Annotated in this window: 28 protein-coding genes; 5 read left to right on the top strand and 23 right to left on the bottom strand. The window is 41.7% G+C overall.

Going from position 1 to position 26,061, the window contains the following annotated elements:
- Nucleotides 1-14 precede the first annotated feature (14 nt).
- From ACAX20_RS05790 to yceD, 12 genes are all read right to left on the bottom strand, one after another.
- Nucleotides 15-983 (bottom strand): hypothetical protein, encoded by a 969-nt coding sequence (locus ACAX20_RS05790; protein WP_371189210.1) that lies wholly within the window; start codon nt 981-983, stop codon nt 15-17.
- Nucleotides 976-1,611, bottom strand: a complete 636-nt coding sequence (tmk, locus tag ACAX20_RS05785) for a dTMP kinase (protein ID WP_371189209.1) — start codon at nt 1,609-1,611, stop codon at nt 976-978. Before tmk ends, ACAX20_RS05790 begins: the two co-directional genes overlap by 8 nt.
- Before the next feature lie 3 nt (nt 1,612-1,614).
- Entirely contained in the window at nt 1,615-2,622 is a 1,008-nt protein-coding gene (gene mltG / locus ACAX20_RS05780; RefSeq protein WP_371189207.1) for an endolytic transglycosylase MltG, read from the bottom strand.
- Nucleotides 2,623-2,625: 3 nt separating this feature from the next.
- Entirely contained in the window at nt 2,626-3,423 is a 798-nt protein-coding gene (gene pabC, locus ACAX20_RS05775; RefSeq protein ID WP_371189206.1) for an aminodeoxychorismate lyase, read from the bottom strand.
- A gap of 136 nt (nt 3,424-3,559) precedes the next feature.
- The gene (gene fabF, locus ACAX20_RS05770) at nt 3,560-4,795 is read right to left on the bottom strand and encodes a beta-ketoacyl-ACP synthase II (RefSeq protein ID WP_371189204.1); all 1,236 of its coding nucleotides are present in this window, start codon (nt 4,793-4,795) and stop codon (nt 3,560-3,562) included.
- An 80-nt stretch (nt 4,796-4,875) separates the two neighbouring features.
- Nucleotides 4,876-5,109 carry an acyl carrier protein gene (gene acpP / locus ACAX20_RS05765; protein WP_290251577.1) on the bottom strand — a complete coding sequence of 78 codons (234 nt, stop codon included), beginning with the start codon at nt 5,107-5,109 and terminating at the stop codon, nt 4,876-4,878.
- Between the two features lie 205 nt (nt 5,110-5,314).
- A complete protein-coding gene (fabG, locus tag ACAX20_RS05760) occupies nt 5,315-6,058 on the bottom strand; it encodes a 3-oxoacyl-ACP reductase FabG (RefSeq protein WP_371189203.1) in 744 nt (247 codons plus the stop codon).
- A gap of 1 nt (nt 6,059) precedes the next feature.
- Nucleotides 6,060-6,989, bottom strand: a complete 930-nt coding sequence (fabD, locus tag ACAX20_RS05755) for an ACP S-malonyltransferase (RefSeq protein WP_371189201.1) — start codon at nt 6,987-6,989, stop codon at nt 6,060-6,062.
- A gap of 15 nt (nt 6,990-7,004) precedes the next feature.
- A complete protein-coding gene (locus tag ACAX20_RS05750) occupies nt 7,005-7,964 on the bottom strand; it encodes a beta-ketoacyl-ACP synthase III (protein ID WP_371189200.1) in 960 nt (319 codons plus the stop codon).
- 3 nt (nt 7,965-7,967) lie between these two features.
- The gene (plsX, locus tag ACAX20_RS05745) at nt 7,968-8,999 is read right to left on the bottom strand and encodes a phosphate acyltransferase PlsX (RefSeq protein ID WP_371189199.1); all 1,032 of its coding nucleotides are present in this window, start codon (nt 8,997-8,999) and stop codon (nt 7,968-7,970) included.
- 12 nt (nt 9,000-9,011) lie between these two features.
- Nucleotides 9,012-9,182, bottom strand: coding sequence for a 50S ribosomal protein L32 (gene rpmF, locus ACAX20_RS05740; RefSeq protein ID WP_068545224.1), 171 nt, complete (start codon nt 9,180-9,182; stop codon nt 9,012-9,014).
- A 25-nt stretch (nt 9,183-9,207) separates the two neighbouring features.
- Entirely contained in the window at nt 9,208-9,720 is a 513-nt protein-coding gene (gene yceD / locus ACAX20_RS05735; RefSeq protein WP_371189197.1) for a 23S rRNA accumulation protein YceD, read from the bottom strand.
- Between the two features lie 253 nt (nt 9,721-9,973).
- On the opposite strand from yceD, the gene ACAX20_RS05730 reads away from it, so the two are divergent.
- The 4 genes from ACAX20_RS05730 to ACAX20_RS05715 all read left to right on the top strand — a co-directional run bounded on the left by ACAX20_RS05730 (nt 9,974) and on the right by ACAX20_RS05715 (nt 12,810).
- A complete protein-coding gene (locus tag ACAX20_RS05730) occupies nt 9,974-10,561 on the top strand; it encodes a nucleoside triphosphate pyrophosphatase (protein WP_371189196.1) in 588 nt (195 codons plus the stop codon).
- Between the two features lie 446 nt (nt 10,562-11,007).
- A complete protein-coding gene (locus ACAX20_RS05725) occupies nt 11,008-11,487 on the top strand; it encodes a hypothetical protein (protein ID WP_371189195.1) in 480 nt (159 codons plus the stop codon).
- Between the two features lie 77 nt (nt 11,488-11,564).
- Nucleotides 11,565-12,008 carry a hypothetical protein gene (locus ACAX20_RS05720; protein WP_371189193.1) on the top strand — a complete coding sequence of 148 codons (444 nt, stop codon included), beginning with the start codon at nt 11,565-11,567 and terminating at the stop codon, nt 12,006-12,008.
- A 130-nt stretch (nt 12,009-12,138) separates the two neighbouring features.
- Complete coding sequence (locus ACAX20_RS05715) at nt 12,139-12,810, top strand: hypothetical protein (RefSeq protein WP_371189192.1); 672 nt, start codon at nt 12,139-12,141, stop codon at nt 12,808-12,810.
- An 84-nt stretch (nt 12,811-12,894) separates the two neighbouring features.
- Here the strand turns inward: ACAX20_RS05715 and ACAX20_RS05710 are convergent, their stop codons facing one another.
- From ACAX20_RS05710 to rluC, 4 genes are all read right to left on the bottom strand, one after another.
- Nucleotides 12,895-13,527: a hypothetical protein gene (locus ACAX20_RS05710; protein WP_371189191.1), complete on the bottom strand. Its 633-nt coding sequence runs from the start codon at nt 13,525-13,527 to the stop codon at nt 12,895-12,897.
- On the bottom strand, nt 13,524-14,054 hold the full coding sequence (locus ACAX20_RS05705; protein ID WP_371189189.1) for an RNA polymerase sigma factor: 531 nt from the start codon (nt 14,052-14,054) through the stop codon (nt 13,524-13,526). The genes ACAX20_RS05710 and ACAX20_RS05705 overlap by 4 nt, the downstream gene beginning before the upstream one ends.
- 194 nt (nt 14,055-14,248) lie before the next feature.
- Complete coding sequence (gene soxR / locus ACAX20_RS05700; protein ID WP_371189188.1) at nt 14,249-14,701, bottom strand: redox-sensitive transcriptional activator SoxR; 453 nt, start codon at nt 14,699-14,701, stop codon at nt 14,249-14,251.
- 466 nt (nt 14,702-15,167) lie between these two features.
- A complete protein-coding gene (gene rluC, locus ACAX20_RS05695) occupies nt 15,168-16,301 on the bottom strand; it encodes a 23S rRNA pseudouridine(955/2504/2580) synthase RluC (protein WP_371189187.1) in 1,134 nt (377 codons plus the stop codon).
- A gap of 680 nt (nt 16,302-16,981) precedes the next feature.
- Here rluC and rne point away from each other — a divergent pair.
- On the top strand, nt 16,982-20,137 hold the full coding sequence (rne, locus tag ACAX20_RS05690) for a ribonuclease E (RefSeq protein WP_371189185.1): 3,156 nt from the start codon (nt 16,982-16,984) through the stop codon (nt 20,135-20,137).
- 151 nt (nt 20,138-20,288) lie between these two features.
- Here the strand turns inward: rne and ACAX20_RS05685 are convergent, their stop codons facing one another.
- The 7 genes from ACAX20_RS05685 to rpsA form a co-directional block, all read right to left on the bottom strand.
- On the bottom strand, nt 20,289-20,582 hold the full coding sequence (locus ACAX20_RS05685; protein WP_371189184.1) for a ComEA family DNA-binding protein: 294 nt from the start codon (nt 20,580-20,582) through the stop codon (nt 20,289-20,291).
- 230 nt (nt 20,583-20,812) lie between these two features.
- Nucleotides 20,813-21,385, bottom strand: a complete 573-nt coding sequence (gene yeiP / locus ACAX20_RS05680) for an elongation factor P-like protein YeiP (RefSeq protein ID WP_371189183.1) — start codon at nt 21,383-21,385, stop codon at nt 20,813-20,815.
- A 39-nt stretch (nt 21,386-21,424) separates the two neighbouring features.
- Nucleotides 21,425-22,123, bottom strand: coding sequence for an orotidine-5'-phosphate decarboxylase (gene pyrF, locus ACAX20_RS05675; RefSeq protein WP_371189182.1), 699 nt, complete (start codon nt 22,121-22,123; stop codon nt 21,425-21,427).
- Nucleotides 22,124-22,127: 4 nt separating this feature from the next.
- Nucleotides 22,128-23,297, bottom strand: coding sequence for a lipopolysaccharide assembly protein LapB (gene lapB / locus ACAX20_RS05670; protein WP_371189181.1), 1,170 nt, complete (start codon nt 23,295-23,297; stop codon nt 22,128-22,130).
- A gap of 21 nt (nt 23,298-23,318) precedes the next feature.
- Nucleotides 23,319-23,555, bottom strand: a complete 237-nt coding sequence (locus ACAX20_RS05665) for a lipopolysaccharide assembly protein LapA domain-containing protein (protein ID WP_371189179.1) — start codon at nt 23,553-23,555, stop codon at nt 23,319-23,321.
- Nucleotides 23,556-23,785: 230 nt separating this feature from the next.
- Nucleotides 23,786-24,070 (bottom strand): integration host factor subunit beta, encoded by a 285-nt coding sequence (gene ihfB, locus ACAX20_RS05660; protein WP_371189178.1) that lies wholly within the window; start codon nt 24,068-24,070, stop codon nt 23,786-23,788.
- Between the two features lie 310 nt (nt 24,071-24,380).
- The gene (gene rpsA / locus ACAX20_RS05655; protein ID WP_371189177.1) at nt 24,381-26,045 is read right to left on the bottom strand and encodes a 30S ribosomal protein S1; all 1,665 of its coding nucleotides are present in this window, start codon (nt 26,043-26,045) and stop codon (nt 24,381-24,383) included.
- Nucleotides 26,046-26,061: the final 16 nt, after the last annotated feature.

Genomic DNA, 26,061 nt, shown 5'->3' with positions numbered 1-26,061 from the left:
ATTCTTCTAGTCGATTATTGAGCTAAACATTGCTCGATTTTGACCAGTAATGCTTCCACTGTAAAGGTTTTATTGGCTTGCGATAACGTTTTTAGTTGTTTGTTGGCACTAACACATACAGTCCAACAATCAAATAGCTGTTGCTCAGTATAGTGTTCGATTATTGATACTAAATCAGCACTCGCTAACGCTTGTGTCCAACCAGCTTTATAACGATACATCGCTTCGAACGTTGACAATAGCCAACGCATACCGTGCTGATGAAGACTTATTTGCTCGGCCAACTCATTGCTATTATCAAAATGTTGCAAAAACTGCTGCAAGTCAACCACAAACTGCTGCTTATCAGCAAACACGTTGTCATCGTATAACTCATGCAATTCACTTACCGTACTAAAAGCATGCACGGCCTGTTTATTAGATGCCACATTAGCAAGCTCAGGGCCCGTGGGAGGTGTCACGGCGACTTTGGCGCAACGAGATAATATGGTTGGCAACAATTGCTCTATATGATTACAAACCAACAATAAATAACTCTTTAATGTTGGCTCCTCAAGCGTTTTTAATAAGGCATTCGCGGCAGCTGTCGTTAATAGCTCTGCCCGGTTAATCAGCACAACTTTGTTATGCCCAAGTTGTGCTGTTTTTTCTAGTGACTGACATGCAATGCGAATATCATTAACGCTAATTGCTTTATCACCGGTATCGATTACCACCAAGTCAGGGTGCGACTGAGCGGCCCACAAATGACACGCTTTACACTGCCCGCAGGGCTGCAATTGTTCAATATTGCGTTGGCACAGTAATCGAGCAGCAAGCCAAGATGCTAAAGGTCGCTGTCCAGCAGCGTAACTGCCGTGTAATAACAACGCATGAGGTAAATTATTGGCAACAATGCTAGTCAATAATTGTTGCTTAGTCGGCTCCAGCCACGGCCTATCAATTGTATCTTCAGCGTCGTCGGCTAACGCAAACTCATCCATGTAATTCTCGGCTTAATAGTTGGCGAATATCTTGATGGACTTGGTCCATGGTTTGTCCTGCATCGATAACGAATATGGAATCATCTCGCTCAGCTAATTGCAGATACTTGTCTCTAACACGATGGAAAAAATCGATTTTCTCTTGCTCAATGCGATCAAGCTCACCACGATTTTGCGCTCGTTGCAGACCGATCTCTGGTTCAATATCTAAGTACAAGGTTAAATCGGGTTTAAAGTTGCCTAAGGTTATTCCGGCAATGGTATCAATTAATGTATCATCAAATTGACGACCACCACCTTGATAAGCCCTTGACGACAGATCATGACGATCACCTATAACCCAAGTGCCTTGCGCCAAGGCTGGCATAATTCTATTCGCTAACAATTGTGAGCGACTGGCATACATCAGCAATAACTCACATTCTTTAGTTACAACTTCATCACTTGGCTCTTTAACCAATGCACGTAATTTTTCCGCAATAGGCGTACCACCTGGCTCTCGGGTTTTGATATACGGAATAGACATCTCGGTTAAAACCTGTTCGATAACGTCAATGGCCGAAGATTTACCAGCCCCTTCAATACCTTCGACGACAATAAACTTCCCTTGCGCTTGACTCGTATCCATTGCTTACTCTTTACCTCGGATGTACTTATTTACGGCACGGTTGTGCTCTTGTAATGATGTTGAAAAATAGTGCTCACCATTGCCTTTGCTTACAAAATATAAGTAATCACTATTGGCAGGATGCATACTCGCCTCAATTGCCGACTTACCCGGCATCGCGATTGGCGTAGGCGGCAAACCATCTATTTGATAGGTGTTATATGCCGTTTTCTCACGAATGTTAGCGTAAGTGATATCACCAGTATAACGATCACCTAAACCGTAGATAATGGTGGGATCGGTTTGCAAACGCATCCCCTTGCGCAGCCTCGAAATAAACACCGATGCAATGAGTGGTTGCTCTGCAAGCTTACCCGTTTCTTTTTCGATTAATGAGGCCATAATTAACGCTTCATATGACGATTTATAAGGTAGTTTTTCAGATCTCGTTTGCCAACTACGAGCCAATTCACGCTCCATTCGTTGGTAAGCTTGCTGCAAAATATCAATATCTTTACTACCTACCGTATACACGTATGTATCTGGAAAAAATAAACCTTCTGGGTGGTCAAATTTACTGGTTATTTGTGCTAATACTTGTTTTTCGTCCAACCCTTCAAGGGTTTGTTTAATATGTTGTCGCTCGCTAAGCAGGTGCAGCCAATCTTTAAACGTGGTGCCTTCGATAAAGGTGATTTTAAATTGTGCTTCTTTACCCGACAGCAAAACTTGCAACACATCTAACATGGTCATGCCTTCGCTTAAACGATAAGCACCAGATTTCAAGCGTGTTTGCTCTGGGTTAAGTTTACCGTATAAACGATAGTAAAAGGTCGAGTCTATATACCCCTTTACTTTAAAATCGTTCAGCAAATAATTGTATGATTTACCCGATGACAATGAATACAGCTCCTCGCCCTGAATAGGCAAAGTGCGTAACATGTGAGTATTCATCTGTACATAAATATAAGTGATAGCGCCTACAACGGTGATTAGCATAAAGACCACCGCAAACGCGAAACGCAAGTACATGAGTTATTCCTTTATAGATTGCTGCAGACCGCAAATAAATTTTGCGTCAATATCTAGTGTTTTATTAGCCAAGCGAACCACTGGTGCTATCCCCAAAATAGCATTACAAATAAATATGCTATCGGCGTTAAAAAGTGCATTAACGTCTGTGGTTACAATTTTTGCGTTAAGTTTTTTAACTAACTGTTGACGGATAATACCATTAACGCCGGCTAACGATAAATCGGGTGTAAACCATTGACCGTGTTGTTGCCAAAAAATATTCGCACTAGAGCATTCAACGACATGGCCATTGACATCGCTCACCACTAGCTCATCGGCCGCTAAACCGTCAAGTTCATTGCGCATAAGCACTTGCTCTAATCGGTTTAAATGCTTGATCCCTGCAAGCATGGGATTAATGCCCAATTGCAACTGGCTTACGGCTAAACAAATGCCTTCGTTTTGCCAACGGTGGTAGTGCACTGGGTAAGCGGACGTTTGGACGATAACCGTTGGCTCAATGGGGTTAGCACGAGCATAGCCTCGGTTGGATTCACCGGCTGTGATGATCACTTTTAAACAGCCATCGTTAATGTCAACAGCCGCTTTATTTATTTCGTCACGCACTGTTGCAAAGGGAACATTATCTAACGCTAAACGCTGACATGCATCGACTAGACGTTGTATGTGCTGTTCAACGTATTCGACTTTCCCTCGAACAACCCTTGCTGTGGTAAACACACCATCACCGAAGGCAAGGCCTCGATCCTTAACATTTAAGGTATGTTGTTGTGAGAAATTAACCGATGTGTATGTCATTAGAATTATTATCTATCATTAACGCTTACTGGTTTTTATCATTGTCTGCGCTGAAATAAAAATACCCAAACACTATATCAGTATTTGGGTATTTGACCAATCTCTGTTTAAAGATTAGCGAGTGATGCCAGATCGACTATACACGCTTAAATAATAATGAGCCGTTAGTGCCACCGAAGCCGAATGAATTACATAACGCATATTCTAATTCAGCTTGACGTGCTGTATGAGCAACGTAATCAAGATCACATCCCTCACCAGGGTTATCAAGGTTTATGGTCGGCGGTACTTCTTGGTTAACAAGTGCCAATACCGTAAAGATAGCTTCAGCAGAGCCGGCAGCACCCAACATGTGACCGGTCATCGATTTGGTCGAACCCATCATCAGTTTGTATGCGTGATCAGCAAATACTGACTTAACGCCATTGGTTTCAGCAATGTCACCAGCAGGTGTTGAGGTACCATGGGCATTAATGTAACCCACTTTATCTGCTGCTACCTTGGCATCGTTTAACGCATTACGCATTGCTGCTGCGCCACCCGAACCATCGGTTGGTGGTGAGGTAATATGATGCGCATCACCACTCATACCAAAACCCGACAATTCAGCGTAAATTTTTGCACCACGTGCTTTAGCGTGTTCGTACTCTTCAAGCATCATCACGCCGGCACCGTCACTTAATACAAAACCGTCGCGGTCTTTATCCCATGGACGAGAAGCTTGCTGCGGTGCTTCATTGCGCGTCGACAAAGCTCGAGCCGACATAAAGCCGCCCATGCCGAGCATAGTTGAGCCTTTTTCTGCACCACCAGCCAACATCGCATCCGCATCGCCGTAGGCAATCATTCGCGCTGCATGACCTATATTGTGTACCCCAGTGGTACACGCGGTAACAATCGCAATATTAGGCCCTTTCAAACCATGCATTATCGATAAATGGCCTGATATCATGTTTAAGATGGTCGATGGACAGAAAAATGGCGATAATTTTTTAACACCACCTTGTAATGCTTTTTTATGGCCTTCTTCAATTAATGTTAGGCCACCAATACCAGATCCTACCGCAACACCAATACGACCTGCATTTTGCTCTGTCACTTCCAAACCAGAATCCGCTAACGCCTGATTACCCGCAGCAATACCGTATTGGATAAATAAATCCATTTTGCGGGTTTCTTTTTTGGCAATACCGAAATCAACTGGGTCAAAGCCATTTACCATACCCGCGAATTTTGTTGAAAAGTCGCTGGTATCTAAATGTTCGATCATCGAAATGCCACTTTTGCCGGCCATTAAGCCTTGCCAAGTATCAGTGACATTATTAGCTAGAGGACTTAACATCCCTAAACCGGTAACAACCACTCGACGCATAATAGTATTTCTCTCCGTATTATCGTTTTGCACAAACAAAAAAGGCGGTTATCTAACCGCCTTCTTCGTTTAACTCGTTATTAGCTGTTTGCTGTAACGTAGTCAATAGCTGATTGAACAGTAGTGATTTTCTCAGCTTCTTCATCAGGGATTTCTGTGTCGAATTCTTCTTCAAGAGCCATTACTAGTTCAACAGTATCTAGAGAATCTGCACCTAAATCATCAACGAAAGATGCTTCGTTTTTACATTCTTCTTCTTTAACACCTAGTTGTTCAACGATGATTTTTTTTACGCGTTCTTCGATAGTACTCATTTTTTTTCCTTCACTAAAATTAGCAATATGATTTTTAATAATTGCGTGTAGTTTATTCGTCAAAAGGCATGGTTGCAAGCATAAAAAGTAAAATCACCTGCTGGTCAAACCTGATGACCAATTCGATATTTATGGCTTAACTTCGGCGAAAATGCAAGCATTTGTATAAATCTTGCAATTTCTGCCGTTTTATCAAACCAAGTGGTTAAACCATGTACATGCCACCGTTAACGTGGATAGTTTCGCCGTTAATGTAGCCAGCCGCATCAGATGCTAAAAACACCACTGTGGCGGCAATTTCTTCTGGTTGACCTAAGCGATTAGCCGGTACTTGCGATGAAATCGCTTGGCGTTGGTCGTCATTTAACGCTTTGGTCATATCGGTATCGATAAAGCCTGGGGCGATAGCATTAACCGTAATACCACGAGATGCGACTTCTTTTGCCAACGATTTAGTAAAGCCTAATAGACCCGCTTTTGCGGTCGCGTAGTTCACCTGACCAGCATTACCCATAGAGCCAACAACTGAGCCAATATTGATAATACGACCGGCGCGATTTTTCATCATAGGGCGCATTACCGCTTTAGAAATCTTAAACAGTGAGTTTAGGTTGGTATCAATGATGTCATCCCACTCGCTGTCTTTCATACGCATCATCAGGTTGTCACGCGTGATACCGGCATTATTTACCAAAATATCAACACCGCCAAAGCTTTCTTTAATCGCTTCGAATAACCCGTCAATTGATTCGTTATCGGTTACGTTTAAAACGAAACCTTGACCATTGTCACCTAGGTACGCAGAGATTGCATCCGCGCCCCCTTGTGATGTTGCTGTACCAACAACTTTGGCACCGTGCGCAGCCAATTGCTCAGCAATCGCTTTACCAATACCACGGCTTGCACCTGTTACAAGTGCTACCTTCCCTTCCAATGAAAATAATGACATATTAACCTTCCAATGCCGTTGCCAATGTCTCGGCTGTATTAACCGAGCTACACGCTACTTGTTTATTTATTCTTTTTACTAGACCTTGCAATACTTTACCCGGTCCCATTTCGATCACGGTATCAACGCCCATTGCAGCCATTTTTTCAACCGTTTCGGTCCAACGTACTGGGCTATATAGTTGACGTACAAGCGCATCTTTAATCGCGTCCGCATTTGCCGCGATTGTTACATCAACGTTGTTAATTACATCAACAGTTGGCGTATTAAAGGTAATATCAGCTAAGTCGGCAGCTAGCTGTTCAGCTGCTGGTTGCATTAATGCACAGTGTGACGGTACGCTAACCGGCAATGGCAATGCACGCTTGGCACCTGCTTCTTTACATAAAGCACCAGCGCGTTCAACCGCTTCTTTATTACCAGCAATAACGACTTGACCAGGTGAGTTAAAGTTTACAGCTGACACCACTTGATCTTCTGCTGCCTGCTCACATGCGCTAATAATAGCGGCATCATCTAGGCCAATAATAGCGTACATTGCGCCAGTGCCCGCAGGCACCGCTTGTTGCATATACTGACCACGTTTTTCAACCAGTTTTACACCATCTTCAAGTGATAACACACCCGCACAGACTAATGCTGAGTACTCACCCAATGAATGACCAGCAAGCACTGCAGGCGCTTTACCATTAGCCGCTTGCCATGCACGATAAATTGCCACACTTGATGCCAATAATGCAGGTTGAGTTACATGAGTTTGATTCAGTTTTCCGTCAGCATCATTTTGGATAAGATCCCAAAGATCGTAACCCAACGCTGCTGATGCATCAGCAAACGTTTGCTTAACAATCTCGTTATCGGCTAGGTCAGCTAACATGCCAACCGCTTGTGAGCCTTGTCCAGGAAATACAAACGCTAAGTTATTATTCATTATTTTGTAAACCTTTTAAAAACGAACTAATGCGCTACCCCAGGTAAAACCACTACCAAAGGCTTCCATTAAAATAGTTTGACCACGCTGAATACGACCGTCACGAACGGCTTCATCAAGCGCTGTTGGAATCGTCGCTGCAGACGTATTACCATATTTATCAAGCGTTACCACAACTTGTGACATTGGTAAGCTTAGCTTTTTCGCTGCAGCCGCGATAATACGTAGGTTGGCTTGATGAGGAACTAACCAGTCGATGTCTGATTTGTCCATGTTATTGTGCTCAAGAGTCTCAGTAACGATTTCGCTTAAGCGCGTTACCGCAAACTTGAATACCTCATTGCCTTTCATGTAAATGTAGGCCTTCTCTTCGGTTAACGGATCACCACGTTTTGGTGAGTTAGCGCCTAGTAATGCGCCATAGTTACCATCAGAGTGCAAGTGAGTTGAGATGATGCCCTGCTCTTCGCTGGCTTCTAAAATTACCGCGCCAGCGGCATCACCAAATAAAATGATGGTGGCACGATCGTCAGGATCACACATGTGTGATATCGCATCGGCACCAATCACTAAAATACGCTTAGCCATACCCGACTTAATATATTGGTCGGCGATACTTAAGCTATAAATAAATCCAGAACACGCAGCTGCCACATCAAATGCCGGAATATACGGCATGTCTAAATATTTTTGTACGTAACAAGCAGCGCTTGGCAGATCAACATGATTAGTGGTCGTACCCATAACAATCATATCGATGTCTTCTTTTTTAAGACCAGCCATTTCCAAGGCTTTCTCTGCGGCCTTTGCGCCCATATAGGCTACGTTTTCATGCTCAGCGGAAATGCGTCTTTCTTGAATACCGGTTCTTTCTAAGATCCATTCATTGGTGGTATCCACCATTTTTTCTAAATCGGCATTGGAGCGAACTTGCTCTGGAAAGTAGCTCCCAGTGCCTACAATTCGTGAATACATATTTTATTGAAACCTTTTTAGTAACGTTTGTTCCACCTTATGATGAATTTTTTGTGGAACTTGTCTTTCAACTTCTTTTACTGCTTCAGCAATGGCGTTATAAAATGCCGAGCTCGTCGCGTTACCATGGCTTTTCACCACAATACCGCGTAATCCTATCAAACTTGCCCCGTTATACTGGTCGGGGTTCAGGCGTTTTACGATTTTTTTTAAGGTTGGATTGAGTAATCCACCCAAAAAACGGGTAAATATATTCTCATTGATGATTTTGGACACTTTTGACATCACCAACTTAGCAACCCCTTCACAGGTTTTTAACGCAACGTTTCCGACAAAACCGTCACAAACGATGACATCGACCTTGCCAGAAAAAATATCGTTACCTTCAATAAAGCCAACATAGTTAATACCGTCGGTTTGCTCAAGCATGGCGGCTGTTTGGCGAATATGATCACTGCCTTTGATATCTTCAGAGCCCATATTGAGTAATGCCACTTTTGGTGATTCAATGCCTTCGACTTCCTCAACCATTACAGCGCCCATAACAGCAAACTGGAATAAGGTGTCAGAATCAACAAAGACATTAGCGCCTAAATCAAGCATTAGGGCGTGGCGGTTAGAATCCGCTATTGGTAAATGAGAAACAAGCGCAGGACGATTAATGCCAGGTAGCATTTTTAGCACATAGTGGGCGGTGGCGAGTAATGCACCTGTATTACCAGCACTGACGCAAGCATCTGCTTTGCCGTCATTAACTAAATTAATGGCAACGCGCATTGATGAGTCTTTCTTTGAGCGTAACGCAATACTTGGTTTTTCGTCCATATCGACAATTTGTGTAGTATGAACAATGCTAATGCGAGAGTGATTTAAGAGATCGTGATGTTTTAAGTGTGCTTCAATAGCAATTTTGTCGCCACATAGGATGAGCTTAAGATATGGCATCTGTTGCAGAGCCATTTTTGCGGCGGGAATTGTTACAAGGGGGCCGTTATCGCCCCCCATAACATCTAACGCGACCGTTAGATACTGCAAAAGTTAACTCGCTTATTTAGCGATAACTTTTTCACCTTTGTAAAAGCCATCGGCAGTTACGTGGTGACGACGATGAGTTTCGCCAGATACGCTATCTACTGATAAGTTCTCAGCAGTTAATGCGTCGTGTGAACGGCGCATGCCACGTCTTGAACGAGATTTTTTACTCTTTTGTACGGCCATTACCTTACTCCTAATTCAAAAAAAGTTACTTGAGTTTTTTTAAAACATCAAATGGATTCGGTTTCTCAAGCGTATCCGGTAACTTACCCCAAGTTGTATCTGCATCAGCAGCACAGTCCTTAAGGTCATGTTTCGGTATCAGTGGAATCGTAAGAATTAACTCATCTTCCACTAATTCGCGTAAATTGACTTCACCATTTTCATCTAAAACGACGGCATCATAATGCTCTGGTAAGTCTTCTGCTTGCTCTTCATTTTTAACAGGAGAGTAAGCAAAGTTGACTTTCAGCTCTTGCATAAATGCATCATTACAACGCTGACATGTTAAATAAACTTGGGTTGATGCCTCACCGCTGATAACAATCAAACCTTGTTCATCAACATCAAAATTTATTAAAACATTTACATGCTCGCTAGCTGTATCAGCTTCAGCAAGCAATCTATCTAAACCGGTTATTTCAAAATAACCTTCACAAACTAAGCGGCGTTGCGCGCTTTTGTATGGGTCTATGCTAACCGGAAGTTTAAGATCTTTCATAAGCCGCGCATATTAAAGGCTGTCTTGCCTTGTGTCAAAAGAAAATTCAATCTAATCGGTGCTTTTGCTTAATTCGTGACAAATTTTAACACAAGTGAGTTAATTGTGAACAATTTTGCGTCATTAACCCTAGATTAACTTGGTCACCTCTATAAATAGGCGCCATAAAACGTCAAAACCGTTACCGCTATTTAGCCATTAGAGATATTTTCCGTTAGACTATGCCCTCACATATATATACACAATAACCGATATGACTCAAATAGTACTTGCTTCAACCTCGCCTTTTCGCAAGGCGCTATTAGATAAATTTAATATTAACTTTGCTACCGCCAAACCCAATGTTGATGAAACGGCCTTTGACGGCGAAACGGCCGAGCAGCTTGTAGCACGCTTAGCTAAATTAAAAGCACAAGCGGTTGCCAATGATTTCCCTAACGCCTTGATTATCGGCTCTGATCAAGTGGCCTTATCTGAAGGTAATATATTAGGTAAACCACACACCCACGAAAACGCGGTTAAACAATTACAATCATTTAGTGGTAAAACCGTCACCTTCTTAACAGGGCTGTGTGTGCATAACAGTAAAACAAACGAGTCAGAAGTTTTGGTTGAGCCTTTTTATGTTAACTTTAGAGAGTTAACCGATAGCGAAATAAACAACTATTTATTAGCAGAGCAACCATATAACTGCGCAGGAAGCTTTAAAAGTGAAGCGCTTGGTATTTGTTTATTTGAGTCACTTGAAGGCGCAGATCCAAATACCTTAATTGGCCTGCCGTTGATTCGCCTGCACCAGCTATTAAAAAATCAAGGTTTTGATGTGCTGGCCCAGCAATAGCCACATAAACTATCCCCCTTCCTTATATTACAGATAACGATATAAAAAGGCTCGTCACCGTAATTAGACGAGCCTTTTTGTTTGTATCTATCTGACGTTCACGTATTTCATATTAGATTCGATAATAACCTAGAGGACTCTAACGACCAGTGTTTGCGAGATACAGCCGTTTGAATCAAATACCCTCGACATTACTAAGAATTCTCAGTAACCCACCAAACAACCACGTTCACAGCCTTTAACATCATGAAATAGTTGATTAAAAGATGATAGTTATAAGGGCATATTACAATGAAGTGTCAGTAATATCCCCAACAAATAAATCAGTGGCGATACTACATTAGTAACAGTATGAATTGGCTAGGATTTCTGGTATTTTAATTTGATAATCGTAGGCGACATTACTGAGACGTCTACATAATAAGCGTTAGGCTTCTAAGTAAATTATGAGTATTGAACCCGATTATAAGAATTATTCTACCTCTGAACTAAAAGAAGCTATGGGCTCAATTGACAGAGGTAGTTACCCTGAACGATTTAAAACTATTGAATCAGAATTACTAAAAAGACAACCTGTTGTCGTAAATGAAGAAAACCCAATTCAAGAAAAAAGTATAGAAAAACCCGCTGTGTCCATTGTTACCAAAACAGATGGTAAAATTGTACATTTCATTATCAGGCTATGGTGTGTTGGGTTGTTTTACCTTCCATATACCGACCTATATGACGCTTACTTTGAAGGCACGACGTACACTCGTTATCATGGGTTAATAACTTATTCTTCAGATCCGATGCTGTTTACTATTGAAATAGGTAAAAGCATATTTTTCGCTGCAATATTAATATTGGGTTTTATTAAAAACCCTTTCGATTACAAAGCTTTGATCTCGAAGCCTAACAAGCGCCTAAACTCCGACAATGATTAGTTGTCATGGTTTTGGCAAACAACGCAAAAAGCCACGCCAACACATTGCGTGTTAGGCGGGCGTTATAAGGCTAGAGAATGGCTCGTCATTTGTGTTCAATATTTTTTATCTGTTCATTAGCTAACGCATCTGAACAAGTTTGCGAAGGCGAGCAAAAGTCTATCGAACGAAAATTTAGGACTGTTAAAGATATGATCATTGTTTTAGAGCAAAGCGATGGTGAATCTAAGAGTGATAGTAATTCCGTTCGTTTTATAAAAAAGCCTAATGAATGGGATTCAATCTCTAAATGGGTTCAAGTTCCTGAATCAAGCCAAATTACAATAAACTCAGTTCCACTTCGTAAAGACAAATGCAAAATTCCTCATCATGATGAATGGCTTGATTGTTGGATCAAAACTACTACTGCAACATACTGGCATAATGATAGAGGATATAAATTTAAAGTTAATGGTGTACCTGAGGCCAAATATCTAAGTTGTAAATCAACAGAAGACTTTTTCAACTGGGTGGCGCATTAGCCTTATAACAAGGGTTTTCAAGTCGGACAAATTACAGTTGGCTTTTTGTTCGTGCCTCACTTATTTTAGCCAACTATAATTTGCCGCTTAAAACGGCGTTAGCATTACGAATAAAACGGGATAGTTATTAATGAATAATCTACAAAAAGTTGTAGGCGTTTCAGCTATTTTTGAAGCATTGATTTATATTGTTGCCTTTGTGTACTTTGGCGCTTTTTGGGCATATCCCTCCGAAGGTGCTGCATCAGAAAAAATGGCATATTTGGCAGAAAATCAGTTTGTAGTTTCAATGATTTATTTTCTGATGTATGCAGTGTTTGGAATTTTTTTAGCTGTTCTTGTTGTTGGCTTATATGAAAAACTAAAACTAACAAATGCTCCAATTGTTAAAGTGGGTTCTGTCTTCGGCGTTGTTTGGGTTGTTCTGGTCATTGCAAGTGGCATGCTGGCAAATATTGGGCTTTCGCATGCAATTAACCTGATGGATTTATCCGCCGAGAAAGCTTTTGATATGTGGAGAATGATTTCAGTGCTAATCGAAAGCCTTGGGGGAGGAAACGAGCTGGTTGGTGGACTTTGGGTACTGTTGGTTAGTATAGCAGCTTTAAAAGCGGAAGAATTCCCGCGAGGACTTAATTACATTGGTATAATTGTAGGCGTTTCTGGTATTGCAACAATATACCCCGATGAAGTCTTCACCGAAATTTTTGGCATCACTCAAATTATTTGGTTTATCTGGCTTGGTATATTCATGTTAGGCCAAAGTAATACTAACGAGTCAATTAGCGCTAAAACAATTTAACTTTCGCCTTATGACGAGCCAGTCCATTAGTTAAAGATATACTGGCTCGGCTCATCATGAATCAACACATTGTTGGCAAATAGCCTACGATTGTAATGAACGCATATCGGCTAGTGTTTGTTTTAGTGCTTTTAACTGATCACCGTAGGTCATCTTCATGTCGAAGCGATAAATACACGCACCGAAGTAGCATAATATCGCGCTAATACTGATCACGGTGAGTACATGCCATAGTGAGTCTAAAATAAACACAGATACAAACGGTACCTTTGTTGTTATCGACTCTATTGTTTCTGCACTGGCTAAATTAAATTCAGCTATTGTTACCAAAAACAACAATGGGTAGAACACGCGATACAATTTATCATATTGTTGCATCATGGCTTCTAACCAGTCATCGAACGTCTGTAAATAATGAAATGTATCTTGTTGTTTATCGATATGCTGTAACAGGCGCTGATTTTTCTTACCAAGCAGGGTCATCCAAGCCCCAGATACCACAATAAATAGCGTTAAAAGGTATAACTGTTGATAAAGTAAATAACCTGCAACCAAAGTTGCGCCAACCGCTATGCCAACAATATTAATTGCAAAGCTTCGTTCAAAGCGCTCAATTAACGATTGCGACTTTTGTGTATATAAATCATTTATTTTTGGCAAGTTTAGATATTCTTGTTGTTCGTCATTATGCCAAATTTGCTTAAGTGGATCGGTCACTGGCTTTCTCCTTGTAATATGTGTTGTTGTGCAGGCTTATTCATTGGTAATGCTTCACCTTGCTCAATCAGCTTATAAAGTTGTTGCTTAATACGATTAATCCGCACGCCCACATTGTTGGCTTTGATACCAATGATCTCGGCGATTTGCTTGTATTGATAGTCGTCAAGATAAAGCACAATAATCGCCCTATCGAGTTCAGATAACTGGCGAATTGCCGCGTAAAGCTGCTTAATATCATGCCCGCCCTGTGGTTCAGCGACGACTGAGGCAGTATCGAGATCGACATGCTGAACATCCTTACGCTCCTTTTTTGCAAACGTTAAGCAAACATTTACCGCAATTCGATATATCCACGTAGACATCGCCGATTGTTGCTTAAAGCTATGCCTTGAGCGCCAAATTTGTAAACATACTTCTTGGTAGCGATCTTCAAAGTCTTGCTCTGTATAACTGTAAGCCCGCACGACTTTGGCGATCATCGCGCCATACGGCAATATATGTTGTGTGTAATAATCCTGTCCCATTCGCTCCTCTTATTATTCCCTATATAAGCTGTTTTCATTGCTATCTATCGTAGAGTTTGTCCGCTTACGTTCGCGATACTAATGAGCAATTAAAACCACATTGTTGATTTATAACCTATTAGTGGCGTCACAATGCGAATTATTACAAGCACTGTTAACTTTTTTCATTTTTTTATTTTTTATGGGGTAATGCATCAATCGATGTTATTTGCTTTAGCTTGCAGTAATACCGGACCTGGGCCTTGTGCCTGAAGATGATCATTTTGATTATACAAAGGACAATTTTTTAAGCTTAAGCAGCCACAGCCAATACATGAATCTAAAGACTCTTGCAGTTTTTGTAGTTGGTTTATGCGCTCGGTCAGTTGCTGTTGCCAAGCACTTGATATGTGTTGCCAGTCTTGTTTGGTGGGAGTTCTGGTATCAGGTAAGGTGGCAAATACTTGCTTTATTTCCGCCAAGCTTATACCTAAATTTTGTGCAACCTTTATCACGGATATGCGCCTTAGTACATCAGCTTTGTAACGACGCTGGTTACCTTGATTACGCCAACTTCTTATTAATCCTTTTTGTTCATAAAAGTGCAGTGTTGAAACTTTAACGCCCGCTCGCTTGGCAATTTGGCCAACTGTTAAATTTGCTTCCATAAGTCATCCCTCGCGTTTTGCACACAACTTAAAATCAATTCCACTTTACGTAAAAAAAGCCTTTACCTCAACCAAGGTTTAGGTTTTATAGTTTACACGATGAACACATTTATGGAGAGATATCGATGAAAAACAGCAAACAACAAACGCAAGACATAGCGACAGCAAAAAATACCACGGCTCGTTTCAAACGTCGCATTTGTATATTGTTCAACCAAGCAATGGAGCTTAAGTAGTTTAGAGCTTAAGTAGTTTAGTGCTGAGCTAGTAAGACTAAATATTAACGCTAACCTAATTCATATCAGGATGTAGCTAACCGATGTTGTTAATGCTTGAGCTAAGTCACAGCGCATTGTCAGGTAACGGAGAATAGGAATAACTAAAGGAAAATTCTCGGCGGGTATAGGTTAAGTAACCTCTAGGCTATTACTTGCCTAGAGGTTAAACGTTACGTTAATTAATACAATTAATACGTTTTGATCGTCTGCTTAGCTAATATAGCGGTTAGGTCACCATCGTATGGGGCTTCGAAACGCACCCGTTGCTCTGTTTTTGGATGGGTAAATTCAATGGAATGGGCATGCAAAAATAAACGCTTTAAGCCCTGCTCATTCATACGCGCCGTAAAATCATCGGCACCATACTTGGCGTCGCATGCAATAGGATGCCCAGAGCACTGACAATGTACACGAATTTGATGCGTCCGCCCGGTAACCGGAAATGCGCGAACTAAAGAAGCACCTTCGTAATGGTATAACACTTTATAACGTGTTTCAGACTCTTTACCATTGAGGTTATCAACCAATACTACGCGCTCGCCTGATTTCAGTTCGTTTTTCTTAAGACCTTCAGTTACTCTTGTCAGTTTGCTAGGCCAATGCCCCTTTACTAAGGCATGATAAAACTTCTGCACCGTTTTATTACGAAGTTGCTCGTGCAAACTACGTAGCGATGAGCGTTTTTTAGCAACCACAAGACAGCCCGATGTATCACGGTCAAGACGATGCACAAGTTCTAACATTTTCGCTTGTGGACGCAACGCGCGTAACGCTTCAATCAAGCCAAACGACAAACCACTGCCACCATGTACCGCCATTCCCGACGGTTTATTAATCACAATAAGACAATCGTCTTCAAACAAGATTTGTTTTTCTAAATTGGCAACCTTATCAAGCTTGGTCGATACCACGTCTTCTTTCTCAGCGACACGAATTGGTGCAACTCGAATCACGTCATCAGCCTGAAGTTTATATTCTGGCTTGGCTCGCTTTTTATTAACACGAACTTCGCCTTTACGAAGCAAGCGATAAATCATACTTTTCGGTACCCCTTTAAGGGTCTTTAGTAAAAAGTTATCTATACGCTGGCCTGCGCCGTCGGCGTCAATATCAAAAAATCTTACTTGCGGTTTTTCAAGCACATCATCAGCAGTGTGAGCAGGCGCTTGGTTTACGCTTGGTTTCGATGCTTGCTGTTGTTTAGTGTGTGTCGCTTTACGATTCGACGTCGCACTATTGCGGCGATTAGAGGTGTTATTTTGTGCCACACCGTCGCCAGTTTTCGACGTTTTACGACGTTTAAATGGGAAATCTTTTTTCATGTCGCGAAGTCTAACACATTTTTTTCAAGTTCGGCGCAAATTTGTAACTCAAAATCATTGCCTTATGGTGCAAATTAGTGGGATAATGGCAAGGTTGCCGAAAAAACGACTGGCAACCAGTAATAACTCAAATTTTCGGGCCAACGCTCGTATTGATAACTTGAGTTAATACGTAATAATTAAATAGAATTTTAAAACGCACTCTTCAGGATCGTAAGAGGTTTGTTGCGGCAACTTTGTTATACAACAATCGTAATCTCTGTCATCAGAATATGGATGAGCATATTGCACCGATATAACAACAGCATTGCCCATTGCTTGACTGGCGCCAAAGTAACCTGCCAGAGCCGAAGCATAAACGACAAATCCAACAAAAAGAGTGATTAACAAAACAAGCACAATTTGTGCGATGTGTATAAGTTATTGCGCTAACGCAACCTTGTAACACAAGCGACCAAGCAAATTCAGGCGCGAGTAGGCGCTCATTATAAAGCTGGAACTTGTCATACAAGAATGTCGGTAGCGATATAAAAACGTAACAGTCCCAATATGTTAGGGAGTTGACAACCGTGAGGCTGCCACCCTCTGTTTCTCTACTTTTCTGTCTGCTTAATAGGCAAGATAGCTTTGCACCTGCTCGCCAATTGTGACTTGTAATAACAAATAGAGTCATAAACCATATGAAACGCATGTTAATTAATGCTACTCAGTCGGAAGAATTCCGCGTAGCACTTGTTGACGGTCAAAGTCTGTACGATTTAGATATCGAAAGCCCGGGCCACGAACAAAAAAAAGCAAACATCTATAAGGGTACCATTACCCGAGTTGAACCATCTCTCGAAGCCGCATTTGTTGACTACGGTGCCGAGCGTCACGGCTTCTTGCCGATGAAGGAAATTGCCCGTAGTTATTTCCCTGAAGGTTACACCTTCCAAGGCCGTCCAAGCATTAAAGATGTATTACAGGAAGGCCAAGAAGTTATCGTTCAGGTAGATAAAGAAGAGCGCGGCCAAAAAGGTGCGGCATTAACAACCTTTATTTCACTCGCTGGTAGTTATTTAGTATTGATGCCAAATAACCCACGAGCAGGCGGCATTTCTCGTCGTATTGAAGGCGACGAGCGCACTGAATTAAAACAATCTTTAGCTAAACTTAGCCTGCCAAAAGGCATGGGCTTAATCGTTCGCACCGCTGGTGTCGGTAAAGCATACGAAGAGCTTGAGTGGGACTTAAATGTGTTATTGCAACACTGGAGCGCAATTGAAGATGCCGCTCAGTCACGTCCTGCACCATTTTTAATTCACCAAGAATCAAACGTTATTCTACGTTCAATTCGTGACTATTTACGTCGCGATGTTGGCGAAATTGTTGTTGACCGACCTAAGGTATTTGAACAGGTTAAGCAGCACATTGAATTAGTGCGCCCAGACTTTATCAATAAAGTGAAATTGTACAAAGGTGACGTACCTTTGTTTACCCACTATCAAATTGAATCACAGATTGAATCAGCGTTCCAACGAGAAGTACGTTTACCATCTGGTGGCTCAATTGTTATCGACCCAACCGAAGCATTAACCTCTATCGATATCAACTCAGCACGTGCTACCAAAGGTGGTGATATCGAAGAGACCGCATTTAACACTAACTTAGAAGCTGCCGAAGAAATTGCTCGTCAGTTACGCTTACGCGATTTAGGTGGTCTAGTGGTTATCGACTTTATCGATATGACGCCAGTTCGTCATCAACGTGAAGTAGAAAACCGTATGCGAGATGCGGTACGTGGCGACCGTGCCCGTATCCAACTAAGCCGTATATCTAAATTTGGCTTGATGGAAATGTCGCGTCAGCGTTTACGTCCATCGATTGGTGAAACCAGTCAAAACGTTTGTCCTCGTTGTAGCGGTACAGGTAATGTCCGTGGTGTTGAATCACTTGCATTATCGGTATTACGTTTAATGGAAGAAGAAGCCATTAAGGACAAAACAGCGCAAGTGCATGCTCAAGTGCCTGTTGCCGTAGCCACGTACTTGCTAAATGAAAAACGCAACGCTGTTGGTCATATCGAGCGTAACCATAAGGTGAAAGTTCTTATTCTAGCGAATAGCGCGATGGAAACACCACAGTACGAAGTATTGCGCGTACGTGATGATGAAACCACAACCGTTGCTAGCCATGAAATGAAGCTTAAAGAAGCAGTGGTTGAAGAAGCGGTAATGCCTAAATTCCAAAAAGATGTGGCTAAGCGAGACGAGCCAGCATTACAAGGCATGACTGCACCGAAGCAGCCGGCGCCGGTAAAAGCTGAAAAGTCTGAGGCAAAAGACACATCACCGAGTTTATTCACGGCTATTGGCAACTTTTTCAAGTCATTATTTTCATCAGAAGATAAAGAGCAAGAGAAAAAATCGCAACCTAAAAAGCGTGACAATGACCGCCGCCGTAAACCACGTAACCAAAACCGTCGTGGTAAAGGCCGTGATCAGCAGCGCACTAGTGATAAGCCAGAAATCAAGCAAACACGTGAAAAACAGCAGCGTGATGCGCAAGACAATAAAGGCAAGCAACAAAAATCAAGCGTAAATCAGCAAGCTAAGAAACAACCTCAAGAGCCAAAAGCTAAAGAGGAAAAAGTTGCAGAGCGTCGCCAACGTCGTAACGTTCGTAAAAAAGTTCGTGTAAACGAACAAGCAACAGACGCTAACACCAACACCGACGATAATAGCTTACAAGCCGTAGCATCTGAGCAACAACCGAAAGCGGACAAAAAGCCAAGCAACAAAGCTAAGAATACGCCACGCAAAGATAAGCGCAAAGCACCTGAGAAGTCGGCAGAACCAGAGCTGACTAACGACAGCAATATTGCGGATATGAAAGCGACAGAGCAAGATAATAGTCAAGCTACTGAAGCCACAACTGCGCAAGATGTTCAAGACGTATCAGACAATAATGCGACTTCTGAGCAAGATGACAAGAAAGAACGTCGCCAACGCAACCGCCGTTCACCACGTCACCTTCGTTCATCAGGTCAACGTCGTCGTAAAGAAAAGCAAGATAACGCTGAACACGAAAATCAAGTTGTAGAGCAGCGTATCGAAGAAGATCCGGTTACAGCTCGCTACCCAAGTGCTGCAGAGCAAGAAAGCGGCAAAGCAGTAGATGTTGAAGCTAAACCAGAAGTTAAAGCAGAAGCGGAAGTAGTTGCTAAGCCTGACGTTAAAGCAGAAGCGGAAGTCGTTGCTAAGCCTGACGCTAAATCAGAAGCGGAAGTAGTTGCTAAGCCTGACGTTAAAACAGATGCGGAAGTAGTTGCTAAGCCTGACGTTAAAACAGATGCGGAAGTAGTTGCTAAGCCTGACGTTAAAACAGATGCGGAAGTAGTTGCTAAGCCTGACGTTAAAGCTGAAGCGGAAATAGTTGCTAAGCCTGACGTTAAAACAGATGCGGAAGTAGTTGCTAAGCCTGACGTTAAAACAGATGCGGAAGTCGTTGCTAAGCCTGACGCTAAATCAGAAGCGGAAGTAGTTGCTAAGCCTGACGTTAAAGCTGAAGCGGATGTAGTAGCTAAGCCTGACGTTGCTGTTGCTCCTGCTGCACGCAAAGCAGCAACTAAAGCAACAACTAAAGTAGCAACTAAAGTAGCAACCAAGGCTAAAAAAGCGTTCAAAGGTCATGCTTCAGCAGCAATGGCCAAGCCTGCGTCTGTTGAGCCTGCGTCAACTGAATTACCGACGCAAGCATTGTCTGTCGAACAGCGCACAGACGTTGTTCGCTCTGACAAGTCTGCTGCAGTAGCTTTTGCAAGTAATAAAGCGTCTGCTGGCCCAACAAAGCCATAAACCATAGCAGTGCAGAAAAGTCTTAATAGACCGTTTGATTAAGCACATGACATGACTAAAAAGCCCGATATTAATATCGGGCTTTTTTATTTGTTACCCTCAACGTTGTTATAACTGCGTCTTGTGAGGCGGGTAACTTAGTGGATTAGCATTACAGCTTCATATATTGAGCGTTCTTTTCAACAAACTTATCACCGATGCCTTTGACATTTGTCAGATCACTCAGAGCTTTGAACGGACCATGGCTATTACGGTACTCAATAATCGCCTGAGCTTTTTTAAGACCAATACCTTTGAGTTCTGTTAACTGTTGAGCGTTAGCTGAGTTAATATCGATACGCCCTTCTGCTTTTGCTACAACAGCAGCTGGCGTGTTACTTTCTGCTATAGCCAGCATAGGCGCGACTAAAGCCAGTATAAAAAGTGGTGTTATAAAGTTTTTCATACGTAGTTCCTTTACGAAATTTAGGGTGTGAATGCGCTCTACCGTTATTTCTCAGAGCTAACATTAACCATAGTGAAGTACATTGAAAAAACAACACAAAAAATGTGCCATGGTACCTTTACAGCGACCAGTCATAGAAAGGCTTGAACGTTAAAAAGTCGCTAGCAAAATACAGGCATAAAAAAACCAAGTAACAATTACTTGGTTTTTTTGTTAGCGTCGCGAAAATACTACTTATCTGCGCGGCTCATGAATTTCTTTTCTTCGGTATTCACTTTAACACGATCACCAGTAGAAATGTATTCTGGCACCTGAATGACTAACCCCGTGCTTAATGTCGCAGGCTTAGTACGAGAGGTCGCCGATGCGCCTTTGATTGACGGATCCGTTTCAACCACCTCTAAGTCAACGCTTGGTGGTAGCTCAACCGATACCGGGTTACCGTCAATGATCACCACGTAAAGACCTTCTGTGCTTTCATTTATGAATTGTGCTTCATCACTGATAGACGATACATTGATGTTATAAGGGGTGTAATCTTCATTATCCATGAACACCCATTCATCACCATCAACGTATGAAAACATCGCTTGACGACGTGTTAAATCAGCTAAATTTAGCATATCTGAATCTTTAAACGACTCATCTACTTTACCGCCAGTTACGGCATCGTATAAACGCATACGGTAAATACTACCACCAGCTCGACCCTGAGGAACCGAACGCTGGATATCTTTTACAAAAAATACGCGACCATTATGTTCAATCGCCTGATTCTTTTTGATGTCACTTGCCTTTGGCATAGCTATTTCCTATTAATTTATCTTGATGTAAAACCATCATTACACAATGATAGATTGATTAATTTCTTGCAGAACTTGGTGTGGATCGGCAGCTTTAGTTATTGGCCGTCCTATTACTAGGTAATCAACACCTAAATCGATCGCTTGAGGTGGTGTCATAATTCGTTTTTGATCATCTACAGCACTACCCACAGGGCGAATACCAGGCGTTACTAATTTAAAGTCTTGGCCAAGATTTTGTTTTAACATTGCTGCTTCTTGAGCTGAACATACTACACCATCAAGGCCCGCTTGTTGGGTTAGTTTAGCCAAGTTCATTACATGTTGCTCAGGGCTTACATTAATACCTAATTCACGCAGATCATGCTCTGACATACTGGTAAGCACAGTCACCGCTATTAATAACGGTGCATCATCACCATACGACTCAAGTGCTGTTTTAGCTTGAGTCATCATTTTAGTACCACCGCTGGCGTGAACGTTCACCATCCACACGCCAAGGTCGGCAGCGGCTTGGACAGCCTTAGCAACCGTATTGGGAATATCGTGAAACTTTAAATCTAGAAAAACATCAAAACCACGATTAACTAAACCTTTTACAAATTCAGGGCCAAAGTGAGTAAACATCTCTTTACCGACTTTCAATTTAGCGTCACTTGGCTGTATTTTATCAACGAATGACAATGCTTGTGCTTGTTCAGCAAAATCCAGGGCGACAACAACCTTCGCGTCTGACATTAACTTATTCTCCTTCTAAGCCGCGTACCGGCTTTAATTGTTCCCAATCATGGCATGATGGACATGACCAGTAATGTACTGTTGAGTTAAACCCACAACTTCGGCAGCAATATCTTGGGCGCACTTTCAAATAGGCTGCAACCAACTCTCTGATAACATCTAAGCTTTTTGCGGTTTCTTCATCAGGGCTATCCGCCAATTGCATTTTGACGAAATGTTTAAAGCCACGAATGGTTGGCCGTCGATTTAATGCGTGTAAAAGATATTCTTGTGCTTTGTCTTTTGATTCTGTTTGCTCAACATAATATAGGTATTTAATGAGCGCCGTTGTGCTACCCGTTTGCTCATGAACCTCACGCATGAAGGCGTAAAACTCATCGCTCATATCACTGCGCTCATATATGCCCTGCATTTTATCAATAACGTCTGGAAAAAACTCCTGATCTTGATAAAAAATTTGCTTATAACACTGACAGGCATTACTAAACTGCTCATTTTGCTCAAACAGTTCAGCCATTTGATAATTAGCTCGAGACGATGTCGGATCAAGCTCTAATGCTTTTTGTAATAATTCTAATTGTTTTATCTGATCGTTATCAGCGAGTGCGATATTTGCCAACTCACAATAAAAGTTCGCCAACACATGGATTTGCTTCTTGTCCTGCCCTTTAACAACAGGCTTAAGCAATTTAATGCCCTTGTGCCAATCTTTGGTTGATTGGTAAATGGATAATAAATACGTTAATGATTTGACGCTATACGTAGAGCTTTTGATCAATTTCAGGAAGAGCTTTTCAGCGCGATCAAATAAACCTGCAGCGTAAAAGTCGCGCCCTAATTCAAACAATGATTGTTGCTTATGAGGATCGGATAACGTTGGCTGGCGCACTAAATATTCATGTACTTTAAGCGCCCTATCTAACTCACCGCGTTTGCGGAATAAATTTGCCATCGCAAAATGCGCTTCAACGGTATCATCTTCCACCTCCAACGCTTCAAGCAAGTATTCCATTGCTTTGTCCTGTTGGTTAGACAATAAATAGTTTAAGCCTGTGGAGTATTTTATGGTGAGTTCGTCTTTAGCACTTTGGTCTTTTTGTTTAACGCTATTACGTCCCATAAACCAACCGTAACCGACGGCAACTGGAAGCAACAAAAACAACAATTCAAACATACGATGACTCCGTCTTGTCGACTACGAGGAGCGATGTTTTTTTCGACGAGCCAGCTTACGCTGTAACGAAAAGACAAGAGCTAACATGATGCCAATGGCAACCCCGATCGCGGTGAAAATACTCACAGCCATAGCCACAGTAATATCCGCTCGAGCAATCAAAAAATTTAACTCAACTATCTGCTTGTTCTGGGTACCAAAGATAAAGGCAACCAACAACAAAATGAACAATAGCAAAATACTAAAATAGAGTTTCAATGTACTTCTCTTATGTTAGTCTCATTGCCTCATAGTATATGGTGATTTAAATTAAATTTCAGTGTTATCAATAAAATAATTAGCGACTTTTAATAAAAAAGTCCTATCTAATAGCCATTGGCTTTAATAGTCACATTATTTTTTGACTTATATGTTCTCAAACAAAAAACGCCGCTTGATAAATCAAACGGCGTTTTTAATTCTTCAACGATTGCAAAACTGATGTTGCATTACAGGCTCATATTCACACGTTCGCGTAATTCTTTACCTGGTTTAAAATGCGGTACATATTTTCCCGTTAACTCCACTGACTCACCAGTTTTTGGATTACGGCCTGTTCGAGGCGCGCGATAATGCAAACTGAAACTACCGAAGCCACGGATCTCAATACGCTCTCCACTTTCTAACGTATTTGCCATCATCTCAATAATTTCTTTGATGGCCAACTCAACATCTTTTGCAGCTAAATGATCGAGTTTATCAATAAGTTTCTCTATTAGCTCTGATTTAGTCATTTGAACCCCAGCGTTTAATGATACCGAAATCGGTGTTTTCGCTTAGAACACCCTACGGTGAAGCCTTACTTTCTTTATATAGGCTTTCGGATTACCTAACTAGTAATTTTAATAAAAATTTTTGTTTGTTCAAATAGTTAAAGCAAAAAAATAGATATTTATTTATTAAAAGTCGCAAAAAGTGTGATATTTGAAGAGTATAACAGTGAAACGTAGTGCTGTTGAGGTGACATTAGCGATCAGCAAGCAACAAAAAAGCCGCTCAGATGAGCGGCTTTTATCTACGTCTAAATCAATTTACAAGGGTAAATTAGTTTTTAGCGTTTTTGAATGCTTCAGCCATTGCGTTGGTGAATGAACCTTCGTCAGCAGCGTTAACGTTTTCTAACGCTTGACGCTCTTCAGCTTGGTCTTTCGCCTTGATAGATAGGCTGATAGCGCGGTTCTTACGATCAACACCAACAAACTTAGCTTCAATGCTGTCACCAGCAGTTAGCTCAGTAGTTGCGTCTTCGATGCGCTCACGAGAGATGTCAGCTACACGGATGTAACCTTCAACGCCTTCAGCTAGCTCAACTTTAGCACCTTTAGCATCAACTTCAACGATAGTACCAGTAACTACGGCACCTTTCTTGTTGTCTGCTAAGTAGTTGTTGAATGGATCTTCTTCAGTTTGCTTAACGCCTAAAGAGATACGCTCACGCTCTGGGTCAACTTGTAGTACAACAGCTGCGATCTCATCGCCTTTCTTGTATTCACGAACAGCTTCTTCACCGCCATTCCAAGAAATGTCAGATAAGTGAACAAGACCGTCGATACCACCTTCAAGACCGATGAAGATACCGAAGTCAGTGATTGACTTGATCTTACCAGTAACTTTGTCACCTTTGCTGAAGTTCTTAGCAAACTCTTCCCATGGGTTCGGGATACATTGCTTAAGACCTAGAGAAATACGACGACGCTCTTCGTCGATTTCAAGAACCATAACTTCAACTTCGTCACCTAGGTTAACAACCTTAGATGGGTGGATGTTTTTGTTAGTCCAATCCATTTCAGAAACGTGAACAAGACCTTCAACGCCTTCTTGGATTTCAACGAAACAACCGTAGTCAGTTAAGTTAGTGATGCGACCAGTTAGCTTAGAACCTTCTGGGTAACGGTTAGCAATAGCTGCCCATGGATCTTCGCCTAATTGCTTCATACCTAGTGATACACGGGTACGCTCACGGTCGAACTTAAGAACTTTAACGCTGATTTCGTCACCAACATTAACGATTTCACTTGGGTGCTTAACACGCTTCCAAGCCATATCAGTGATGTGTAGTAGACCGTCGATACCACCAAGGTCAACGAACGCACCGTAATCAGTAAGGTTCTTAACGATACCTTTAACTTCTTGACCTTCTTGTAGGTTTTCAAGAAGTGCATCGCGCTCAACTGAGCTTTCTGATTCGATAACTGCACGACGAGAAACAACAACGTTGTTGCGTTTTTGATCAAGCTTGATAACTTTGAATTCTAAATCTTTACCTTCAAGGTGCGCAGTGTCACGTACTGGACGAACATCTACTAAAGAACCTGGTAGGAAGGCACGGATGTTAGAAACTTCAACAGTGAAGCCACCTTTAACTTTACCGTTGATAACACCAACAACAGTCTCTTTCTCTTCGTAAGCTTTTTCAAGGAACTGCCAAGCTTCGAAACGCTTCGCTTTCTCACGAGAAAGGATAGTTTCACCGAAACCGTCATCAGTAGCGTCTAGAGCTACGTCAACTTCGTCGCCAACGTTGATTTCTACTTCACCAGCAGAGTTTTTGAATTGGTCGATAGAGATAACAGACTCTGACTTAAGGCCAGCGTCAACTAATACGTTATCTTTTTCGATGCGTACAACCATACCCTTGATGATTGAACCAGGGCGTGTTTCGATTTCTTTTAAGCTTTCTTCAAAAAGCTGTGCAAAATTTTCAGTCATAACTTGTATGTAACTC

The organism is Thalassotalea sp. Sam97, assembly GCF_041379765.1.
Taxonomy (GTDB): Bacteria; Pseudomonadota; Gammaproteobacteria; order Enterobacterales; family Alteromonadaceae; genus Thalassotalea_A; species Thalassotalea_A maritima.
This window is presented reverse-complemented; position numbering and strand designations above follow the sequence as displayed.